Raw genomic sequence first — 18,883 nt, 5'->3', positions numbered from 1 at the left:
CGCAATGGGAGACCGGTTCGGAGCCGGGCATAGGCGAAGCGCTCGGCGAACCTTTCGAGGTGCTTGGCGAGGTGACGGCTCGCATGCACATCCACGCCCGGCAATGGAAGCGCCCATCCTGGTTCACTCGCCACGTGTGGGATTTCGAGACAAGTCTCGGCGAGGAAAACCCCCATTGGGGGCGCTGGCGTGACGGCATGGGCGTCGACGCCGCGAAAGCCAAACTCTTTGGCCGCAGTGCGGAGCTGATCTGCCGCAGGCTCGCCGCCTTCGGCAAGGGCCATGACCGCTTTGGCCTCATCCATTGCGACCTGCGGCTCGCCAACCTTTTGATCGACGGCAAGACGGTCAAGGTCATCGACTTCGACGACTGCGGCTTCGGCTGGTTTATGTACGACGCCGCTACACCCATCTCTTTCTACGAGCATGAGCCGCAGGCAACCGATCTCATCCAGTCGTGGACGACCGGCTATCGCCGCGTGCTTGACCTGCCGAGGGCAGACGAGGACGAAATCCCGACCTTCGTGATGCTGCGCCGCCTGTTGCTGGTTGCCTGGATCGGCTCGCACGCTGAAACGGACCTCGCCAAGTCGATGGGCTTCCCATACACCGAGGGAACCGTCGGGCTGTGCGAGGCCTATCTGAGCAAGTTTTCCTGACAGCAATCGTAGGAAAGGCGTGAAACGGTTTTCCCGAGAAAAGCGCGTAGCGCTTTCCCTGGGGAATTGCGTCAGGCAAAGAGATAGAGCGGTTCGTCACGAACCGCTCTATGCCAGTGCCTCCAGGCTCTCCGGAAGGATCTGGCCGCCATCGACGATGATCGTCTGCCCGGTCACGTAGCCGGCTTCCTTCGACGCAAAGTAGAGTGCGGCGTAGCCGATTTCCTCCACGGTTCCAAGCCGCTTGAGCGGGACAGAGGCGGCCATCGTCTTCTGGTAATCCTCGCCCAGGCCGACTAGGCCCTCGGTGATGATGTTGCCCGGCATGACGGCGTTGACGGTGATGCCGTATTTGGCCAGTTCGATGCAGGCCGTGCGCATGAAACCGAGCTGCCCCGCCTTGGTGGCGCCGTAGTGCGACCAACCGGGGAAGCCGGTGACCGGGCCGGTGATCGACGACGTCAGCACGATGCGGCCCTGGTCGGATCTCTTGAGGTAGGGAACGACTGCCTTGACCGCGTGGAAGGTACCCTTGAGGTTGGTGTCGACAACTTCGTCCCATTGTTGGGATGTCATGTCCTCGAGCCGGGCCTGCGGGAAAATTCCGGCATTGGCGCACAACACGTCGATGCCCCCGTTTCTCCCGGCCACTGTCCCAAAAGCGCTCTCGATGCTGGCGAGCGAGGTGACATCGCCAACCACGCCAAAGGCGCCGTGGCCGATCTCGGCGGCAGCGGCTTCGGCCTGGTCGAGATGGCGCGCGATGATGGCGACCTTGGCGCCAGACAGCGCGAACACCCGCGATATGCCCTTGCCGATGCCTTTCGATCCGCCGGTAACAACGACGGACCGGCCCTTCAAAGACTGGGTCATGATCTGAAGCTCCAAAATGAGACGGGGACAGAGTGATACCCCGTCCCCGTTGTCGCAAGGATTTCTGGGCGGTAGCGCTTTAGCCTTCGTTCACCATGTGACCGATGTTGGCGTACGCCTTGGGGTTGGTGGACTTCAGCACGAAACCCCAGATCAGGCCGACGATAAGGATCGCAAGCCCGACATAGGGGATGCTCCTGGCGAAGCCATTGGTGCCGCCGAGCGTCGCGAGATTGGCCACCAGCGTGTAGACCAGGACCAGCTGGACCACGAGCGAGATCAACGGCGCGATGACCGTCGCCAGCAGGCTGCCGCCGCCGTTCTTCTTGAACCACATGTAGATCGCCAGCGAGACGACGGCCTGCAGCACCAGCAGCAGTCCGGTGCCGAGCACCGCAAACAGCGTGTAGACGCCCAGCCAGGCCTGTCCCGACGGATCGTCGAAGCCGTAGGCCAGACCGTAGAGCAGGACCCATATCGCCGCCAGAACCGACTGCAGGGCCGAGGCCTTGTGAGGGCTCTTGTGGTGATCATGCGTCTCCGCGATCGCCTGTGGCAGGACGCCCTCGCGTGCCAGCGAGTACAAATAACGGGAAGCGGTGTTGTGAAAGGCCATGCCGCAGGCGAAGGAACTGGTGAGGATGAGCAGCGACATCAGCTGATAGCCCCAGCCGCCGACAAAAGTCTGAATGGGTGTCAGGAAGAAGTTCACGCCGTCGGAGAAGGCCTTGGCCACCATGTCGGCCTCGGTGGGATAGGCCGCCACCGCGCACCAGCTGACGAAGGTGTAAAACAGGCCGAGGCCAATGACTGAGATCAGCAGCGACTGCGGAATGATGCGCTTTGGATCGCGCGATTCCTCGGCGTAGTTCGGCGCCATCTCGAATCCGACCCACGACCAGAACGCCATGAAGATACCGACGGCGGCCTCGCCGGCGGGTATGGCCACTTCGCCGACCTTCTGCTCGGCGACAGGCGTGAACACCTTGAACACATTGAGCGAATCGCCGGAAAAATTCGTCCCACCATGAGCGAAAAGCACGCCCAGCGAGAAGATCACCAGCATGATCACTTCAAGAATGAGGGCGATCCCGAGCAGCCGTGCCGACACCTTCACGTCGCGATAGGCGAGTGCCGCGATGACCACGATCATAGCGAGCGCGAGCACGATCCACGGCACGTTGATGCCGAAGTGCTGGGAAATCCAAAGATTGCCGAAAAATGCAAACAAACCAGTGAGCGAGGCCTCGAACAGCGAGTAGCAGGCGAGCGAGCCAATGCCGGCCGACATGCCGACCTCGCGGCCGAGCCCTTGGCTGATGAATGAGTAGAACCCACCGACGGACGATACCCGCGATGCCATCGCCGCATAGCCGACCGAGAAGATGGTCAGCACGATCGTCGCCATCAGGAAGGCGGCCGGCGTGTATTTGCCGATGCCGTAGCCTGCCGCGAACGGCACATTGCCCAGCATCGCCGACATTGGCGCCGCGCCGGTGACGGCCAGAAAGAGCACCCCCGCAAGCCCCACGGCTTTCGAGTGCAAAAGGTTGATGCTGTTACTCTTCGAGACGTCGATCGTCCCGCTTGCAGTTTCCGTGGCCATGAAGCCCTCTCCATTCGTGACAGCTGTATGCAGTTCCCCGCACGTGGCGGCCGATGTGTCCCGGCCTGCGAGTGCTGTATTGACACTACGGACGCGGCATCACTTTGCCAAGGCCATGATTTTGCAAAGCTCGGCGCTCGACATGACGTGGCAATAGATCATGTTGATGATTTCGAGCTCCTTGCGATGAAGCTCGTCGGTCGCCGCCGCGCAGCAATCCTCGAGCACGATGACGGCATAGCTTTCGTCGGCCAGGCTGCGCACCGTCGAAGACACGCACTGGTCCGTGAAGATGCCGCAACAGATGACGTTCCTGATGCCAAGATTGTGCAGGATGAGGCGCAGATTTGTCCCGGTCAGCGCGGAATCGGTGGTCTTGGTCACCACGATTTCGTCGCCTGCCGGCTGAAGCTCGGCTACGAGCTGCGATGCCGCGTCGTTCTTTGGCAGCAGCAAATTGTTCCAGCCCGGCATTTTTTGGGAGAGCGAGCGGTCGCGCCCGTCCTTGGTATGGCAGGCGATGCGGGCGAAAAGGCATTCGATGCCATTTGCCCGTGCCAACTCCAGCAATCTTGCCGTGTTCGGTATGACCGCGCCGTGCATGCGCTCGTGGAACGGCGTCCACAGATCGTAGCGCTGCTGTTCCTGCGGTGAAAGCGACGCGCGATCCGGCCGTTCCAGGTAGGTGTTTTGAACGTCGATGATCAGGATGGCGGTCTGTGCCGGCACCAGCACCGGATCATCCGGCTCGGGTGCGCCGAGGTAGTAGAGCGAACGGAATCCGGTTTTCCAGCTCATGCGGTCCTTTCAGAAGCGGGCGGTCCTTCAAAAGCGGAACGTGAAAAGGCCGCGCGCCGCGTAGGTCTCGGCGGCTTCCTCGATGAAACGGGCGATGCGTTCGGCCTGGTAGGTCTCGCGCATCGTGGCGGCGGCCTCGAGCAATTCTTCCTTGGACTTGGCGCGGCCTGGGCGCAGCAGTTCGTAGACCTGCATGATGAAATCCTGCGGCACCTCGACCAGCTCTGCCCCGCGCTCGAAGTTGAGGGCGAGGGTCGGCCGGCCGACATCGCGCGCCACGTCGGCCTGCGCCTGCAGCGCTTGCGGCGTGATGCGGAGGTCTTCCATCGTCACCTCGCCGGCAAGCACCGCATCCAGCGTTATCTCCGGAAGCGCCTTGCCGTGCTTGCCGGTGACGGCGCCAGGCTGGGTTTCGGCGAGCGGATAGTCGGCACGCGTAAGGGTCACTATTGCGCTCCCGTCAGGACGACGTCGACCTCTTCGGGAGCCGCGCCGGCCTCGGTCAGCCCGGTTTCGATGGCGTAGATGAGGGCGACGCGCGCATGATAGCGCGACCCCATGGCCTCGCCTCGCTGCGGCACCACGATGGGCTCCGGCATTTCGCCCAGCGCATAGGCCGCCGCATTGGCACCGAGAGCGCGATAGTGCTCGAGCCTGGTGATCGGGGCATTGGAAAACAGTTCCAGATTGTTGTGCGGCTGTCGGTCACGCTGATGGATGACGGCCGTGCCCTTGGCCTGGATGCCGATGCCGATGCCGCTGCCGGCAAGCCGGGCGGCGGACAGGCCAAGGAAGGAAGTATCAGCCGTATGGCGGAAGCGGACGACGCGCGCCTTAAGCCCGCGCGCGCGGATCGCATCCAGCATGGCGCCAAGCACTTCGGACAGCCGATGTCCGGCCGTCGTCCGGTAGAGCTTCAAGCCGAAGGCCGGGCTGATGCCGATGACCAAATCGTCGGTCGCCGACCCGTTGGCTGCCGGCCCAAGGTTGCGATAGCGGACGCGCCTTGCCTCGTCCTTCTCGTGCAGGGCCTCCGAGCGCAGCACTTCTTTCTGATCCAGCACATCGCGGATGTCGTTGAGCTGCAGGCGCCGTTCTTCGGACACGCGATAGCCGGAGCCGGGGCCGAGATAGTCGTTCGGGTCGTTGACCGCGCTGACGATCCGCCCATTGCGGATCATGGCCGAGGTCTGGAGATAGTCGCCGGAAAGGCGCAGCTTCACCACGTTCAGGAGGTTCTCGGCCTCTTCTCGGAAACCGCGGTTGGCCAGCGCCTTGACCGCGTCGATCACGGTGATGCCGCGCTCCTTGATGGCCTCGCTGATGAAGCTCACGTCGCGCGGCATCAGGCTGCGCGTGTCGTCGGAACCGGAGGCATAAACCACGCTGGTCTTCATGTCCTCGGTCGGTGTCGACAGGCCGAGCTCCTCGAACACCGCGGCGATCGCCGCCACCGCCCGCTCGCGCAACTCGATCGCGCGGGACTCGGGCAGCGGCGTCAACCCGCCATCGGCCTCGAAATCCCGCTGAAGCACCATATAGTCTTCCAGCTCCTCGCCGTTGATCAGCGAAGGGTTGAACGAATTGTCGTATTTCAGGATCGATCCCATCCCGGAGCAGATCAGGTCTGAGCCGGCAATCAGGTAGGGAAGGATCTTGGCGCCGACACGAATTTCCGATTCGGTGGAGCGCGCATCATTGCCTGATGCGCATTCGAGATCGAGCCAGACGGCGATGAGGTTCTCAGCCATCAACTCGCGGACCCCGCCAGGTATGGTGGCGGTCAAGGGCGCGCCGTCAATGCCGCCATTTTGTGTGCCCTGCACGCCCATGCCGCGCTGCAGGCAGAGGCAGCGCGCCTCCAAGTAAAGCAGCGATTTTGCTTCATGGAAGCCCATCAGCAATTCGGAGCCGGCACCCGACGTACAGCGCATCTTGACGCCGCGCGAGGCATAGGCAGCGGCGAGAAATGCCTTGGACCACGGCGTGTCGTCGCCATCGGTGAACGACTTTTCAGTGCCGTAGACGGAAACGGTTTCGGCATAGGACGTGAAGCCGGCCATGGCGATGCGCAGTTCCTCCGCCTCCTCGCTGGAGCATTGGAACAGCGTTCCCCAGCGGCCGACGGCGCCGCCCACCGCACACGCCACCGCGTTGGACCAGGCGTTGCGCGACACGCGCATCGTAGTCTCGATCTCGTCGAAGCCGAAGGCGACGGCGGTTGCGGCGTCCGCGGCGAGCTGGAGCGGGTCGTCCTTGCCGTTGGTGACATGCGCCTGGTTGCCTGGAGTCTTGCGTGCTCGCATCTTTGAGTAGGCGAAGGCGATCTCCAGCGCGTTGAGCTGCGACACGACCTCAGCGAGTTTCGCAGGCGTCATGCCGTGGGCGAGCCGCACGAGCTTTTCGCGCGGAACGTTCATGTCGACCAGCCAGCGCGCAATGGTCGCTGACTCCAGGGCCATTGCTTCCGGCGCCACCTCCGGGTCGATGTGATGGCGGGCGATGAAGCGGTCGATCATGTCGTAGTCGTGCTCGAGCACCCCATCGAGGGACACGACGCGCCCGCCGTTGATGCCGATGCCGGGTTTGGGATCGGCCGGGCTGGAGAAGGCGGAGAAGCCATTGGCAGGGTCTTCCGCCGCGAACTTGTCCAGCCGCAACGGCCGCTCGTCCCAGTCGGCGAAGCGCTTCCAGCGGTTCAGTTTCGGCGTCATGCGTGCATTCCTCGACCCAACGGAAAGACTATTGAATGCCCGATCGTCACACAATGGCCTGCATCGAATCTCGCCGAAGGGCCTGCCCTGGCTGCCATCACAACCGGAACCTTGGAGATAGGCGCGGCGCTTACGGAAATGAGTAACCGCCGGGATTTCGAGACCTGCCTACGACCTGGTCAAGACGTCAGTGCTCGCAGACAACATGCGCGGCTGTTGTTCAACTTGAGTGACTTGCCCGATTTTGAGTGACTTGCCCGCTCTTCAGTGCCCTTTTTGGTTCAGTTTGGGAGGCGCCGTCGCTGCAGATGCTGGAAGAGAACTTCCGCCGCCACTCGGACAAATCGAGCGAGGCGATCGGCTAAGTGCTTGAATTTTTGGTGCCGCTTGCGTGACTCGAACACGCGACCCCATCATTACGAATGATGTGCTCTACCAACTGAGCTAAAGCGGCCCGGGAAGCGTCAGGCTTCCAGAATGCGCTGCGTGATAGACTCAACCGCTCGCTAATTCAAGATGGGCAGCGGCGAATTCCGGCCTCTTTGCCGGCAATTCCCATCTACGGTTACCGCGCAACACGCGCGGCCGTGGCGCGCGGTGGCGTCCAAGCCGGCTGCCCCACGGCCGCATCGCCCGGCGTGTTCGTGACGAAAAATGTTGATTCTCCAGCAAAAAACCCCGAAATGGCGTTGGATACGCCGGCAAGCAGCCGCTCGCCCGTTGATCGATTGGCCGCCTGCGGCTAACGATCAGGGAACTGTGAGCGAACGCGCAGAGGGAGCTCGCTTGGACCCCATCGAGAAAGCTATCCGCAATGCCTTCGAGAAAGGCAATGCCGAGGACCGGGCGTTCCGAGAGAAGGTCTATCGATCGGCCTTTGCCGCGCTGGACCGCGTCCTGCAGGCCAACCCGAACATCACGGTCGAGGCCGCCATCGGCCGCCGCAAGGCGGTGCAGGCCAAGATCACCGAGATCGAATCAGAGTTCCTGCCGGCCGTCCCCGATGTGACGTTGCCGCCGGAAAATGTCGTGCCGGCCAGCAATGGCGCGCCGGCGCCCCGCGTCGAGGCGCCTGCCGGTTCGGCCGCGCCTTCGGTCGACGCGCCGCTGCCGCCGTCGCAATCAGCACGCTCACCCTCGATCACCGTCGACGGGCCGGTGCAGCCAGACGCTTCGGACCAGCCGCGTTCGCGCGTGCTGCCGCGCGTGCCCGACATCATGCCGGACGAGACGGCGCTTCCCGATGCGCCGTCGCTCGATGAATCGCCGGGCGCTCCCGTCGGCAACGGCGCCGAGGTCGCGCCCGATCGCGATGAGCGGCGGATCAGGGGCCGGCGCCTGCCGCTGACCGCGATCTTCGTCGTCGCGACATTGCTCGCCGCCGCCGGCATCGGTCTCTACTTCGCCAAGCAGACCGGCGTCTTCAAGACGGCGGCCGAGCTCGACACCGGCCCGCCGGAACCGACGCCGACCCTTGACAGCGAGGACTCCTCGCAGCCGGGCGACACCGGCTCGCCGCAGAAGCCGGGCGAGGCGGACCAGTCGAAGAACTGGATCAACGTCTTCTCGCCCGCCGACCCGACCCATGTCAGCACGCCGTCCGACGCCGGCGCCGACGTGATGAAGGACGACACCGGCCAGTTCCTGCGCATCCGCTCCGGCGCCTCCGGCTCTGCCATTGCCTTCGATGTCGGCCAGGGCGTTCTGGAGAAGCTTGTTGGCAAGCACGCCATGTTCGACGTCGTCGCCCGCTCGGAAGAAGGCAAGGAGACGCAGATATCGGTCGACTGCAATTTCGGCGATCTCGGCGATTGCGGCCGCAAGCGTTACGCCGTCGGCCACGAACGCAACGAATATTTGTTCGACGTGCAGTTCCCGGACAAGCATCCAGGCGCCGCCGGAACCATCGCCATCAACTCCGACATCGATCAGAAGGGCAAGTCGGTCGATATCTACGAGATACGCGTTTCGATCGCGCAGTGATCGCGTCTGTGTAGTTATCGACGCAGGCGCAGCACCCCACCCGCGCCGCAGGCGCGGGCGGGGTGACAGCGCCGACGTCGGATTTTTAGCCCTTAGCCATCCAACAACGCTTGCAGCGTCTCGATGCGGTCGGCTTCCGCCGCCGGCTTGTCCCAGCGCAGCCGTGAGATGCGGGGAAAGCGCATCGCGACACCCGATTTATGCCGGGTCGAGCGGTTGAGGCCTTCGAACGCCACCTCCAGCACGAGGCCGTTGCGACGGTCGGCGCGCACCGAGCGCACCGGGCCGAAACGCTCGATCGTGTTGTCGCGCACATATTTGTCGATCTCTCTCAGCTCCTCGTCGGTGAAGCCGAAATAGGCCTTGCCGACCGGCACCAGCTCTTCCGAGCCCTCGGGGCCGGACCACACACCGAACGTGTAGTCTGAATAGAAGCTGGAACGCTTGCCGTGGCCGCGCTGCGCATACATCAGCACCGCGTCGATGGTGTGCGGATCGCGCTTCCATTTGAACCACGGGCCCTTCGGCCGGCCGGCAAGGTATGGCGAATCCCAGCGCTTCAACATCACCCCTTCGATGATCGGATGCGGCGGCGCCTGGCGCAGCCGTTCCAGCGTCTCCCAATCGGGGAACTCGACCAACGGCGAGAGATCGAAGCGGCTGGGATCAAGCGTCTTCACGAAGGCCTCGAGACGCTTGCGGCGCTCCGCGAAAGGCAGCGAGCGCAAATCCTCGCCGTCGATCTGCAGCGCGTCGTAGCAGCGCATGAAGGCCGGATAGCGCTGCTGGATCTTTGGCGACACGCTCTTGCGGTTCAGCCGCTGCTGCAGGTCGGAGAAGGTTCCGGTCGCCTCGCGAGGGTCGCCGACCAAAAGCTCGCCGTCGAGCGCCGCTTCGAACGTCATCGCCGCGGCAAGGTCTGGGAAGGCCCCGGACACATCGTCGCCGGTACGCGAATAGAGCCGGCGCACGCCGCCCTCGCACACCGCCTGCACACGGATGCCGTCCCACTTCCACTCCGCCGCATAAGCGCCGTGGTCGAGCTTTTCGAGGTCGCCATCGTCGACGGCGTTGGAGAGCATCACCGGCCGGAACAGCGCAAGTGCCGCGCTCCTCGGCTTTTCCGCCCGGCCTTCCAGCCAGGCGAACAGCTCGGTGTAAGGCGGCGTCAGCCCGTGCCAGAGCTCCTCGATCTCGCTGACGTCGACCTTGCCAAGATCGGCCAGAGCCTGTTTGGCGAGCCGCGCCGACACACCGATGCGCAGGCCCCCGGTCACCAGCTTGATGATGGCGAAGCGCGCCGAGATGTTGGCGTCGTCGAGCAGCCGCGCCAGCACCTTGGGCCCATCGGAGCGGCTTGCCGCCTGCAGTCTGCCGACCACCTCGGCAAGCGTCGGCATGTGATTGGGGATGTGTCCTTGCGGCTGCGGCCAGACCAGCGACACGGTCTCGGCGAGGTCGCCGACATAATCGTAGGAATAGCCGAACAGCACAGGATCCATGCGCTCCACCACCAGCGCGCGCAGCATCGCCGGCTTCACCGCCGCGATGTTGAGATCGCCCGTGATCGCCGCCAGCGCCAGGCCGCGATCGGGGTCCTCGACGCTGTGGAAATAGTCTCTGAGCAGCGTCAGCTTGCCGTTGCGCGACGGCGTCAGCACGAGACGGTCGAGGAGCTCGGCGAAGCGGTTCATGCGCGCCACGCCAGGGGCAAAAGCCGGCGCGAGGCCCCCCTCTCTGGCCTGCCGGCCATCTCCCCCTCAAGGGGGGAGATCAGATGTCGCCACGGCTTTCGCCAATCTCCACTGTCGCGGGAGATGCGCCGGCGCCGAAACTGCCAATCTCCCCCCTTGAGGGGGAGATGTCCGGCAGGACAGAGAGGGGGGCCGTAGAGCGCGGCGGTGACGATTGGCGAACACTGTTCCATCAATCGCCCTCGTCCTCATAGCCCACCAGATGCAACGGCCTTGCCGCGATGCCCTCCAGCTCGCACCAGCGCACCAGCGCTTCCTCGCGGCCATGCGTGACCCAGATTTCCGCAGCACCCGTTTCCTTGATGGTGATGATCAACTCGTCCCAGTCGGCGTGGTCGGAAATGATCAGCGGCAGCTCGACGCCGCCCTGCTTTGCCCGCTGGCGTATGCGCATCCAGCCCGAGGCGAAGCAGGAGATCGGGTCCGGAAAACGCCGCGCCCAGCGATCGGCGAAGGCCGAGGGCGGGCCGACGACGATCGCGCCGGCGAAATCGGCCTTGGCGCCGCTTTCAACCGTCGCCGGCTCGAGCCGGCCGAGATCGATCCCCTGGCTCTGATAATATTCGCTGAGCTTGGCCAGCGCGCCGTGGATATAGATCGGCTTGTCGTAGCCGGCGTCGCGCAACAGCCGCATCACACGCTGCGCCTTGCCGAGCGCATAGGCGCCGATCAGGTGCGAGCGTTCGGGAAACTGCGCCGCCGATTTCAGCACGCGCGCGATCTCCTCATGGTCCGGCGGATGCCGGAACACCGGCAGGCCGAAGGTCGCCTCGGTGATGAAGACATCGCACCGGATCGGCTCGAACGGCAGGCAGGTGGCGTCCTTTTGCCGCTTGTAGTCGCCGGAAGCGACGATGCGCATGCCCCGGTGCTCGACGCAGATCTGCGCGGAGCCCAGGACATGCCCGGCCGGGTGGAAGGTGACGGCGACGCCGTTCATGTCGAGTGTTTCGCCATGCACTGCCGCCTGCGTCGTTCCGGCGAAATCCTCGCCATAGCGCAGTCCCATGATGTCGAGCGTCTCTTGCGTGGCGAGCACCGAGCGGTGGCCGGAGCGTGCATGGTCCGAATGGCCGTGCGTGATCAGCGCCCGCTCGACAGGCCGCACCGGATCGATGAAGAAATCGCCGGGCGGGCAGTAGAGGCCCTCCGGCCGGGGTTTGAGCAGGTCGCTGGCGCGCATGGTTCCAAGATAGTGGCTAAACTCAGCGCGGGAAGCCCGTTGCAAGAGACTGCTGACTCATCTTAAGGGCAGCCGCCGGCTGCGCATCCACGGTGGGATTCTTCACGAATGAAACCGCTCCAGGCCTCATCGGGCGATTTGACTGCCGACCGTCGCGCCGATTTCGCCGAGATGCTGCTCGCCTCGGGCGAGCCCGCGCAGGCGGCGGAGCTCCTGCTCGGCGCGCTGGAACTGGCGCCGCGATGGGCCGCCGGCTGGTTTCGCCTCGGCGAAATGGAGGAGGCGGCTGGCCGGCTCGATCAGGCCGCGCAGGCCTGGGCCATGACGCTGAAGCTCGACCCCGCGGACCGCCTCGGCGCCGCACTCAAGCTTCACCTGATCGGCAAGGTGCCCGCGGCCCCGGCGCCTCCCAGCGCCTTTGTCGAGACCTTGTTCGATCACTACGCCGACAGTTTCGAGCACTCGCTTGTCGGGAAGCTGGGCTATCGGCTGCCGGACTTCCTTAGCCAGGCCATCCGCGAGGCAAGGCCCGGCCGGTTCCGGCTGGCCATCGACCTCGGCTGCGGCACCGGCCTGATGGGCGAAAGGCTGCGCCCGTTCGTCGACCGGCTGGAGGGCTACGACATCTCGGCCGCCATGCTCAGCAAAGCGAAAGCCAAAGGCATCTACGACCTGCTGGCCAAGGCCGACCTTCAGCGATTTTCCCACTCTGGCGCGCGGGCCGACCTTGTGGTCGCGGCCGACGTGTTCATCTATCTGGGCGCGCTCGAACGCATCGTCGGCGCGGTCGCGAACATGCTTGCGCAGAACGGCATATTCGCCTTCTCGCTCGAGACGCATACCGGCAGCGATGATTTCGCCCTTTTGCCGTCACGGCGCTACGCTCATTCCGAGGCGTATGCGCGGCGCGTGCTCTCCGCCAGCGGGCTTGCGGTCCTGTCTCTGGAAAGCGTGGTTATCCGGCACGACCGGCATGATCCCGTCGAGGGCCTGGCCATTGTGGCCGGCTTTGCCGCCGCATCTGCCGGGTGAGCAATCCGGCACTCTCATGAGCCCGGCCTTGCTGCGAAAAAGCCTGAATGGCATGGTCGGGGTGGCGCGGGGCAGACATCACGAGGAGAAATCCATGCGCTGGACCATGGTTGTGTTGACGTCCTGCCTGACGGTCGCCGGCTGTGTCGGCGGCACGTCTATGGCCGAGCGCCAGGACGAGGACGTCCAGTCCTCACTGCAATATGACGATGTGCCTTGCGACCAATTGCTGGCGCAGCGCAACCAACTGGCGCAGCAGAACAATCTGCCGATCACGGCCAAGCCGGTCTTCTCCAATCCGGCGATGGGCTTCGGCCCGTTCACGCCGGACATGCGCTCCAAGGCGCAGCGCGCCAGCAACAAGGCGAGCGGTGAGATCGACGCCATGAACCGCTCGATCGAGCGCCGCGACTGCGGCAAGCCGAAGAAGAAGGAGACGTTCGGGCTGCCCGGCTCGCAGCCTTCCTGAGCGTCCGATATTCCGTATTCCGCTTGGGCGCTCTGCTGCATCGACGAGCGTTTGATCGCGCTCTTGAAAGACCAACCGATGAACCTCTCAGACCTCGGCGACCGCATTTGCATCCTGGGACCGTCCAACAGCGGCAAGTCCACCCTTGCCAACGCGATCGCGCGCAAGCGCGGCCTGGAACCTGTTCACCTCGATCAGCTCTTTCATCTGCCCAATACGGATTGGGAGCAGCGACCAAGGGACGAATTCATCGCCCTGCACGATGCAGCCATCGCCGGTGAGGGCTGGGTGATGGACGGCAACTACTCGGTTTGCATGCCGCAGCGTTTCCGGCACGCGACCGGCTTGATCCTGCTGGACGTCTCCACGCCAATGAGCTTGCTGCGTTATTTCCGGCGATCCCTGTTCGTGACCGGCAGGCACGGCGCCCTGGAAGGCGGGCGCGACAGCGTCAAATGGGACATGATCCACCATATCACCGTAGTCACGCCGCGAAATCGCAAGCGATACAGCGCGATGCTGGATGCGATCGACCTGCCAAAGCTGCGGCTGTCCTCGGTGAGTGCAATCAAGCAATGTTTCCGGGACTGGGGTTTGAGCCTGAACTAGTGGCACCGCACAGGGGTTTTGACCGGTCGGCTGTGTTTTGCGTTGGCAGGTGGCATGCGTTGGAGATTGGCCGGAACGCCCATCGCTGGCGATGAGCTGGAGGCTCTTGAACCTCGTCATTCTAGGGCGGAGCAAGGAGCGCAGCGACGCGCGCAGACCATAGAATCCATTCCGTTACCTGGACCGAAGTGTGCAACGGTGCAGAATTCCGGACCGCCGCGGCGCTCCCAAGTCACGGCATGGATCCTCGGGTCTGCGCGCGTCGCTACGCTCCTTGCTCCGCCCGTGGATGACGACCGCGACAGGCGTCTCGGCCAATCGCCAAGGCATGGGGTCTGCCAAGGCAACTAATACCCGGCCTCGCGGTCGACCAGGTTTTCGAGCTTCTCGCCGCGCTCGAACGCATCCATCTGCCGCAGCATGGCTGGCACCAGATGAGCCGGATCCGATGTCGCCGCCGCGTGTGGCGTGATAAAGACTTTCGGATGGCTCCACAGCGGGCTTGTCTTCGGCAGCGGCTCGACCTCGAACACGTCGAGGCTCGCTTCCTTCAGCGTGCCGTCATCCAGCGCGCGCACGATGTCTGCGTCCTTCTGCAAGCGTCCGCGACCGGCATTGATCAGCACGGCGCCGCCCAGCCCGTTGCGCCGGCGCAACTCCTTGAGCAGCCCGTAATTCACGATGCCCTGGGTTTGCGGCGTGAGCGGCAACAGCACGACGAGGATATCGGTGGCGTTGAGGAAGGGGATCAGCCCCGCCTCGCCGGCATAGGTCGAAACACCTTTCATCGGCCGGTCGGTGCGCGACCAGCCGTTCACGGCAAAGCCGAGCGACAAAAGCACCGATGCCGCCGCGCGGCCGAGATGGCCGAGGCCCATGATGCTGACGGAAATGTCGCCGGCCGGGCGCTGCGGCGGCTCGTGCCAGATCTTCTTCGGCTGCTGCGCCCGGTAGAGCATGCCGTGCCGATGGTGATCGAGCACCCGCCAGACGACATACTCGGTCATGTATTGGGTGAGATTGTCGGCGACCACCCTGACGATCGGCACGTCGGGCAGGCCGGGATCGGCGAAGATATGGTCGACGCCTGCGCCGACCGAGAAGATGGCTCGCAGGTTGGGCAGCCCGGAGAGCAGGTTCGGCTTATGTTTCCACACCACCGCGTAGGCGATCGAGGGATCGTTGGCGCCTGCCGGCTCCAGCACCACCTCGCGCTCGGCCGCCAGCAGCTGATGCCAGCGCTGCGGATGAAAGGCCGTGACGGCAAGCAGGATTTTGCCTTTTTCCATTTGCGGATTCAGTCCTTGTTACGTCAATCCAGCCGGGCCTATTCGCTGACCACGCCGGTCGGCGCCGTCTCGATCTTGAAGGCCGCCGCCATCAGCGCCCGCGTATAGTCGGTCTGCGGGCTGCCGAAGATCTGTTCGGAAGGTCCCGCTTCGACGACCTTGCCATTGCGCATGACGATGACGTCATTGGCAAGGGCGCGGACGACCTTGAGGTCGTGGCTGATGAAGAGATAGGCGAGATTGTGCTTGGCCTGCAGGTTACGCAAAAGATCGACCACCTGCGCCTGCACGCTCATGTCGAGCGCCGAGGTCGGCTCGTCGAGCATGACGAAGCGCGGATTGAGCACCATGGCGCGCGCGATGGCGACGCGCTGGCGCTGGCCGCCGGAGAACTCGTGCGGGTAGCGATGGCGCGTTTCCGGATCGAGACCGACCTCCTTCAGCACGGCGACCACCTTGTCGTCGCGCTGGTCGGGCGAGAGCTTCGGCTCGTGGATCTTCAGCCCTTCCTCGATGATCTCGGAAACCGACAGGCGTGGGCTGAGCGATCCGAACGGGTCCTGGAAAACGATCTGCAATTCGCGCCTGAGCGGCCGCATGGCGCTGAAGGAGAGCTGGTTGATGTCGCGTCCGTTAAAGTTGATCGTGCCGGTCGAGGAGATCATCCGCGCGAGCGCCAGCCCGAGCGTCGTCTTGCCCGAACCGGATTCGCCGACCACGCCCAGCGTCTGGCCGGCGCGCACGGTGACGTCGATGCCGTCCACGGCCTTCACATGGTCGACGGTCTTGCGGAAGAAGCCCCTCTTGATCGGGAACCAGACCTTCATGTCCTTGCCCGCCATGACGGATTTGGCGCCCGGGTCTGCCGCAGGCGGCTTGCCCTTCGGCTCTGCGGCCAAGAGATGCTTCGTGTAAGGATGTTGCGGGTTGGCGAAGATCTCCTTGGTCGGCCCGGTCTCGACGATCTTGCCCTTGGTCATCACGCAGACACGGTCGGCGATCTTCCTGACGATGCCGAGGTCGTGCGTGATGAACAGCATCGACATGCCCTTGCGGCTTTTCAACTCCGCGAGCAACTGGAGGATCTGCGCCTGCACGGTCACGTCGAGCGCCGTCGTCGGCTCGTCGGCGATCAAAAGCTCCGGCTCGTTAGCCAAAGCCATGGCGATCATGACGCGCTGGCGCTGGCCGCCGGAGAGCTGGTGCGGGTAGGCGTCGAGACGTTTCTCCGGCTCGCGGATGCCGACCTCGTTGAGCAGCTCCAGCGTGCGCGCCCTGGCCGGAGCATCGCGCAGGCCTTGATGCAGTTGCAGCACCTCGACGATCTGCTGCTCGACCGTGTGCAGCGGGTTGAGCGAGGTCATCGGCTCCTGGAAGATCATGGTGATCTTGTTGCCGCGCACGCCGCGCAACGCCTTCTCGTTCATGGCGAGCAGGTCGGCGCCGCTGAACAGGATTCTGCCCGAGGGATGGCTGGCGGCGGGATAGGGCAGGAGCTTCAGCACCGACAGCGCCGATACCGATTTGCCCGAGCCGGATTCGCCGACCAGGGCAACCGTCTCGCCCTTGCCGATGTCGAACGAGATATGGTCGACGGCGATGGACTGCTTGCCGCCCTGCGCGAAGGCGACGCTCAGATCTTGGACGGACAGCAGGGCTTCGCTCATTTGAACGTCTTGCGCGGATCGAAGGCGTCGCGTGTCGCCTCGCCGATGAAGACCAGCAGCGACAGCATCAGCGAGATGACGATGAAGCCCGAAATGCCGAGCCAGGGCGCGTTGAGGTTGCGTTGCGCCTGTTTCAGCAATTCGCCGAGCGAGGCCGAGCCGGGCGGCAGGCCGAAGCCGAGATAGTCGAGCGAGGTCAGCGTCGAGATCGAGCCGGAGAGCAGGAAGGGCAGGAAGGTCAGCGTCGCCACCATGGCGTTGGGCAACAGGTGCCGGAACATGATGGTGAGGTTTGGCACGCCGAGCGCGCGCGCCGCGTTGACATATTCGAAGTTGCGGGCGCGCAGGAATTCGGCCCGCACCACTCCGACCAGGGCCACCCATGAGAACAGCAGCATCAGGCCGAGCAGGATGAAGAAGCCGGGCGGCAGGATGGCCGAGACGATGAGCAGCAGGTAGAGCACCGGGATCGCCGACCAGATCTCGATGAAACGCTGGAAGAGAAGGTCGGTCCAGCCGCCGAAATAGCCTTGCACCGCGCCGGCCGCGACGCCGATCAGCGACGAGCCGAGCGTCAGGATCAGCCCGAACAGAACCGAGATGCGGAAGCCGTAGAGCACTCGGGCCAGCACGTCGCGGGCCTGGTCGTCGGTGCCCAGCCAGTTCCAGTTGCCCACAACGCAGTTCTCGTCGGCCTCTCCCTTCGGGTATTGGCCGCAGCGCTTGTTCTTGTCGTAAAGCCAGGATGGTTTTGCCGGCGCCGGCTCTGGAATGGCGTTGTTGACGGTCTGATAGGAGTAACGGACCGCCGGCCAGATCATCCAGCCATTGGCATTGATCTCGTCCTGGATGACCGGATCGCGATAGTCGGTGACGGCGTAGAAACCACCGAACTTCTCTTCCGGATAGGCGACCAGGACCGGAAACAGGATCTCGCCCTTGTAGGAGGCGATGATCGGCTTGTCATTGGCGATCAGCTCGGAAAACAGCGACAGCACGAACAGGAACAGGAAGATCCAGAGGGACCAGTAGCCGCGCCGGTTGGCCTTGAAATTCTGCAACCGCCTCTGGTTGAGCGGCGACAGGAATGGCCTGCGAGGCCTGGCCGGCGCGCTTTCGATCGCAGCCTCGGCCATCAGATGTCTCTCCGCTCGAAGTCGATGCGCGGATCGACCCAGGTGTAGATCAGGTCGGACAGAAGGCCGACGAACAGGCCAAGCAGCGAGAAGATGTAAAGCGTGGCGAACACCACCGGATAGTCGCGGTCGATCACCGACTTGAAGCCGAGCAGGCCGAGGCCGTCGAGCGAGAAGATGTTCTCGATCAGCAGCGAGCCGGTGAAGAAGGCCGAGATGAAGGCGCCGGGAAAGCCGGCGATCACGATCAGCATGGCGTTGCGGAAGACGTGTCCATAGAGCACCTTGTGCTCCGACAGGCCCTTGGCGCGCGCCGTCACGACATATTGCTTGCGGATCTCTTCGAGGAAAGAGTTTTTGGTCAGCAGGGTGGTCGTTGCGAAAGCCGACAGCACCAGCGCCGTCAGCGGCAGCGTCATATGCCAGAAATAGTCGGCGATCTTGGCGGGCCAGGACAGCTGGTCCCAATTGTCCGAAACGATGCCGCGCAGCGGGAACCAGTCCCAGAACGAACCGCCGGCAAACAGCACCATCAGAAGGATGCCGAACAGGAAGCCGGGAATGGCATAGCCGACGATGACGACGCCGCTGGTCCAGACGTCGAAGGTCGAGCCGTCCTTCACCGCCTTGCGGATGCCGAGCGGGATCGAGATCAGGTAGGACAAAAGCGTGATCCACAGACCGATGGAAATCGAGACCGGCATCTTCTCCAGGATCAGGTTCAGCACCGAGATATCGCGGAAATAGCTGTCGCCGAAATCGAAGCGGATATAATTCCACAGCATCATGCCGAAGCGCTCGAGCGGCGGCTTGTCGAAGCCGAACTGCTTTTCCAGCTTCTTGATGAATTCGGGGTCGAGCCCCTGCGCGCCGCGATATTTCGAGCCGACATCACCGGCCACGTCGAGATTGCCGCCACCGGCGTCGCCGCCACCGCTGCCGAGGCGGTCGTTGCCGCCCTGGTTGGTCAGCTTGGCGATCACCTGCTCGACCGGGCCGCCCGGCGCGAACTGGATGACCGCGAAGGAGATCGCCATGATGCCGAACAGCGTCGGGATCATGAGAAGAATGCGGCGCAGGATATAGGCGCCCATCAGGCGACAGGCCCCGC

At 63.9% G+C, this 18,883-nt stretch carries 16 protein-coding genes and 1 tRNA gene; 5 read left to right on the top strand and 12 right to left on the bottom strand.

From position 1 onward, the window contains the following. Window positions 1-659: phosphotransferase (locus tag EOA24_RS01400; RefSeq protein WP_145992525.1), on the top strand; the 659-nt coding region annotated here is incomplete at its 5' end. 108 nt (window positions 660-767) lie between these two features. Here EOA24_RS01400 and fabG read toward each other — a convergent pair. From fabG to EOA24_RS01370, 6 genes are all read right to left on the bottom strand, one after another. After that, window positions 768-1,532 (bottom strand): 3-oxoacyl-ACP reductase FabG, encoded by a 765-nt coding sequence (gene fabG / locus EOA24_RS01395; protein ID WP_126079464.1) that lies wholly within the window; start codon window positions 1,530-1,532, stop codon window positions 768-770. A gap of 79 nt (window positions 1,533-1,611) precedes the next feature. Further along, a complete protein-coding gene (locus EOA24_RS01390) occupies window positions 1,612-3,138 on the bottom strand; it encodes an APC family permease (RefSeq protein ID WP_126079463.1) in 1,527 nt (508 codons plus the stop codon). A 99-nt stretch (window positions 3,139-3,237) separates the two neighbouring features. Continuing rightward, window positions 3,238-3,936, bottom strand: a complete 699-nt coding sequence (locus EOA24_RS01385) for a cysteine hydrolase family protein (protein ID WP_126079462.1) — start codon at window positions 3,934-3,936, stop codon at window positions 3,238-3,240. 27 nt (window positions 3,937-3,963) lie between these two features. Next, a complete protein-coding gene (locus EOA24_RS01380; protein ID WP_095819267.1) occupies window positions 3,964-4,383 on the bottom strand; it encodes a diol dehydratase small subunit in 420 nt (139 codons plus the stop codon). Further along, the gene (locus tag EOA24_RS01375; RefSeq protein WP_126079461.1) at window positions 4,383-6,650 is read right to left on the bottom strand and encodes a propanediol/glycerol family dehydratase large subunit; all 2,268 of its coding nucleotides are present in this window, start codon (window positions 6,648-6,650) and stop codon (window positions 4,383-4,385) included. The genes EOA24_RS01380 and EOA24_RS01375 overlap by 1 nt, the downstream gene beginning before the upstream one ends. A 378-nt stretch (window positions 6,651-7,028) precedes the next feature. Further along, window positions 7,029-7,104: transfer RNA gene (locus EOA24_RS01370), tRNA-Thr, on the bottom strand. Between the two features lie 332 nt (window positions 7,105-7,436). Here EOA24_RS01370 and EOA24_RS01365 point away from each other — a divergent pair. Next, entirely contained in the window at window positions 7,437-8,633 is a 1,197-nt protein-coding gene (locus tag EOA24_RS01365) for a hypothetical protein (RefSeq protein ID WP_126079460.1), read from the top strand. 92 nt (window positions 8,634-8,725) lie between these two features. Here EOA24_RS01365 and EOA24_RS01360 read toward each other — a convergent pair whose 3' ends face one another. Together EOA24_RS01360 and EOA24_RS01350 are read right to left on the bottom strand one after the other, a co-directional pair. Continuing rightward, window positions 8,726-10,327: a cisplatin damage response ATP-dependent DNA ligase gene (locus tag EOA24_RS01360; RefSeq protein WP_126079459.1), complete on the bottom strand. Its 1,602-nt coding sequence runs from the start codon at window positions 10,325-10,327 to the stop codon at window positions 8,726-8,728. Between the two features lie 232 nt (window positions 10,328-10,559). After that, window positions 10,560-11,570, bottom strand: a complete 1,011-nt coding sequence (locus EOA24_RS01350; protein WP_126079457.1) for a ligase-associated DNA damage response exonuclease — start codon at window positions 11,568-11,570, stop codon at window positions 10,560-10,562. Window positions 11,571-11,678: 108 nt separating this feature from the next. On the opposite strand from EOA24_RS01350, the gene EOA24_RS01345 reads away from it, so the two are divergent. The 3 genes from EOA24_RS01345 (at window position 11,679) to EOA24_RS01335 (ending at window position 13,680) form a co-directional block, all read left to right on the top strand. Continuing rightward, a complete protein-coding gene (locus EOA24_RS01345; protein ID WP_126079456.1) occupies window positions 11,679-12,602 on the top strand; it encodes a methyltransferase domain-containing protein in 924 nt (307 codons plus the stop codon). A 94-nt stretch (window positions 12,603-12,696) separates the two neighbouring features. Further along, a complete protein-coding gene (locus EOA24_RS01340; protein ID WP_126079455.1) occupies window positions 12,697-13,071 on the top strand; it encodes a hypothetical protein in 375 nt (124 codons plus the stop codon). A 78-nt stretch (window positions 13,072-13,149) separates the two neighbouring features. After that, window positions 13,150-13,680, top strand: a complete 531-nt coding sequence (locus EOA24_RS01335) for an AAA family ATPase (RefSeq protein WP_126079454.1) — start codon at window positions 13,150-13,152, stop codon at window positions 13,678-13,680. A gap of 347 nt (window positions 13,681-14,027) precedes the next feature. Here EOA24_RS01335 and EOA24_RS01330 read toward each other — a convergent pair whose 3' ends face one another. From EOA24_RS01330 to EOA24_RS01315, 4 genes are read right to left on the bottom strand one after another with little or no spacing between them, the layout of a single operon-like run. Next, window positions 14,028-14,969: a glyoxylate/hydroxypyruvate reductase A gene (locus tag EOA24_RS01330; protein ID WP_126079453.1), complete on the bottom strand. Its 942-nt coding sequence runs from the start codon at window positions 14,967-14,969 to the stop codon at window positions 14,028-14,030. A gap of 38 nt (window positions 14,970-15,007) precedes the next feature. After that, window positions 15,008-16,636: an ABC transporter ATP-binding protein gene (locus tag EOA24_RS01325; protein ID WP_126079452.1), complete on the bottom strand. Its 1,629-nt coding sequence runs from the start codon at window positions 16,634-16,636 to the stop codon at window positions 15,008-15,010. After that, on the bottom strand, window positions 16,633-17,772 hold the full coding sequence (locus EOA24_RS01320; protein ID WP_126079451.1) for an ABC transporter permease: 1,140 nt from the start codon (window positions 17,770-17,772) through the stop codon (window positions 16,633-16,635). The genes EOA24_RS01325 and EOA24_RS01320 overlap by 4 nt, the downstream gene beginning before the upstream one ends. Next, entirely contained in the window at window positions 17,772-18,866 is a 1,095-nt protein-coding gene (locus EOA24_RS01315) for a microcin C ABC transporter permease YejB (RefSeq protein WP_126062887.1), read from the bottom strand. Before EOA24_RS01315 ends, EOA24_RS01320 begins: the two co-directional genes overlap by 1 nt. Window positions 18,867-18,883: the final 17 nt, after the last annotated feature.

It is taken from the genome of Mesorhizobium sp. M2A.F.Ca.ET.039.01.1.1 (assembly GCF_003998035.1).
Lineage (GTDB): Bacteria > Pseudomonadota > Alphaproteobacteria > Rhizobiales > Rhizobiaceae > Mesorhizobium.
Note: the sequence above shows the minus strand (reverse complement) of the source record. Positions and strands in the feature narration are given on the sequence as shown.

Coding starts and splice junctions, on each gene's coding strand:
- fabG (WP_126079464.1), bottom strand. CDS start 1,532: ATGACCCAGTCTTTGAAGGGCCGGTCCGTCGTTGTTACCGGCGGATCG.
- EOA24_RS01390 (WP_126079463.1), bottom strand. CDS start 3,138: ATGGCCACGGAAACTGCAAGCGGGACGATCGACGTCTCGAAGAGTAAC.
- EOA24_RS01385 (WP_126079462.1), bottom strand. CDS start 3,936: ATGAGCTGGAAAACCGGATTCCGTTCGCTCTACTACCTCGGCGCACCC.
- EOA24_RS01375 (WP_126079461.1), bottom strand. CDS start 6,650: ATGACGCCGAAACTGAACCGCTGGAAGCGCTTCGCCGACTGGGACGAG.
- EOA24_RS01360 (WP_126079459.1), bottom strand. CDS start 10,327: ATGAACCGCTTCGCCGAGCTCCTCGACCGTCTCGTGCTGACGCCGTCG.
- EOA24_RS01350 (WP_126079457.1), bottom strand. CDS start 11,570: ATGCGCGCCAGCGACCTGCTCAAACCCCGGCCGGAGGGCCTCTACTGC.
- EOA24_RS01345 (WP_126079456.1), top strand. CDS start 11,679: ATGAAACCGCTCCAGGCCTCATCGGGCGATTTGACTGCCGACCGTCGC.
- EOA24_RS01340 (WP_126079455.1), top strand. CDS start 12,697: ATGCGCTGGACCATGGTTGTGTTGACGTCCTGCCTGACGGTCGCCGGC.
- EOA24_RS01335 (WP_126079454.1), top strand. CDS start 13,150: ATGAACCTCTCAGACCTCGGCGACCGCATTTGCATCCTGGGACCGTCC.
- EOA24_RS01330 (WP_126079453.1), bottom strand. CDS start 14,969: ATGGAAAAAGGCAAAATCCTGCTTGCCGTCACGGCCTTTCATCCGCAG.
- EOA24_RS01325 (WP_126079452.1), bottom strand. CDS start 16,636: ATGAGCGAAGCCCTGCTGTCCGTCCAAGATCTGAGCGTCGCCTTCGCG.
- EOA24_RS01320 (WP_126079451.1), bottom strand. CDS start 17,772: ATGGCCGAGGCTGCGATCGAAAGCGCGCCGGCCAGGCCTCGCAGGCCA.
- EOA24_RS01315 (WP_126062887.1), bottom strand. CDS start 18,866: ATGGGCGCCTATATCCTGCGCCGCATTCTTCTCATGATCCCGACGCTG.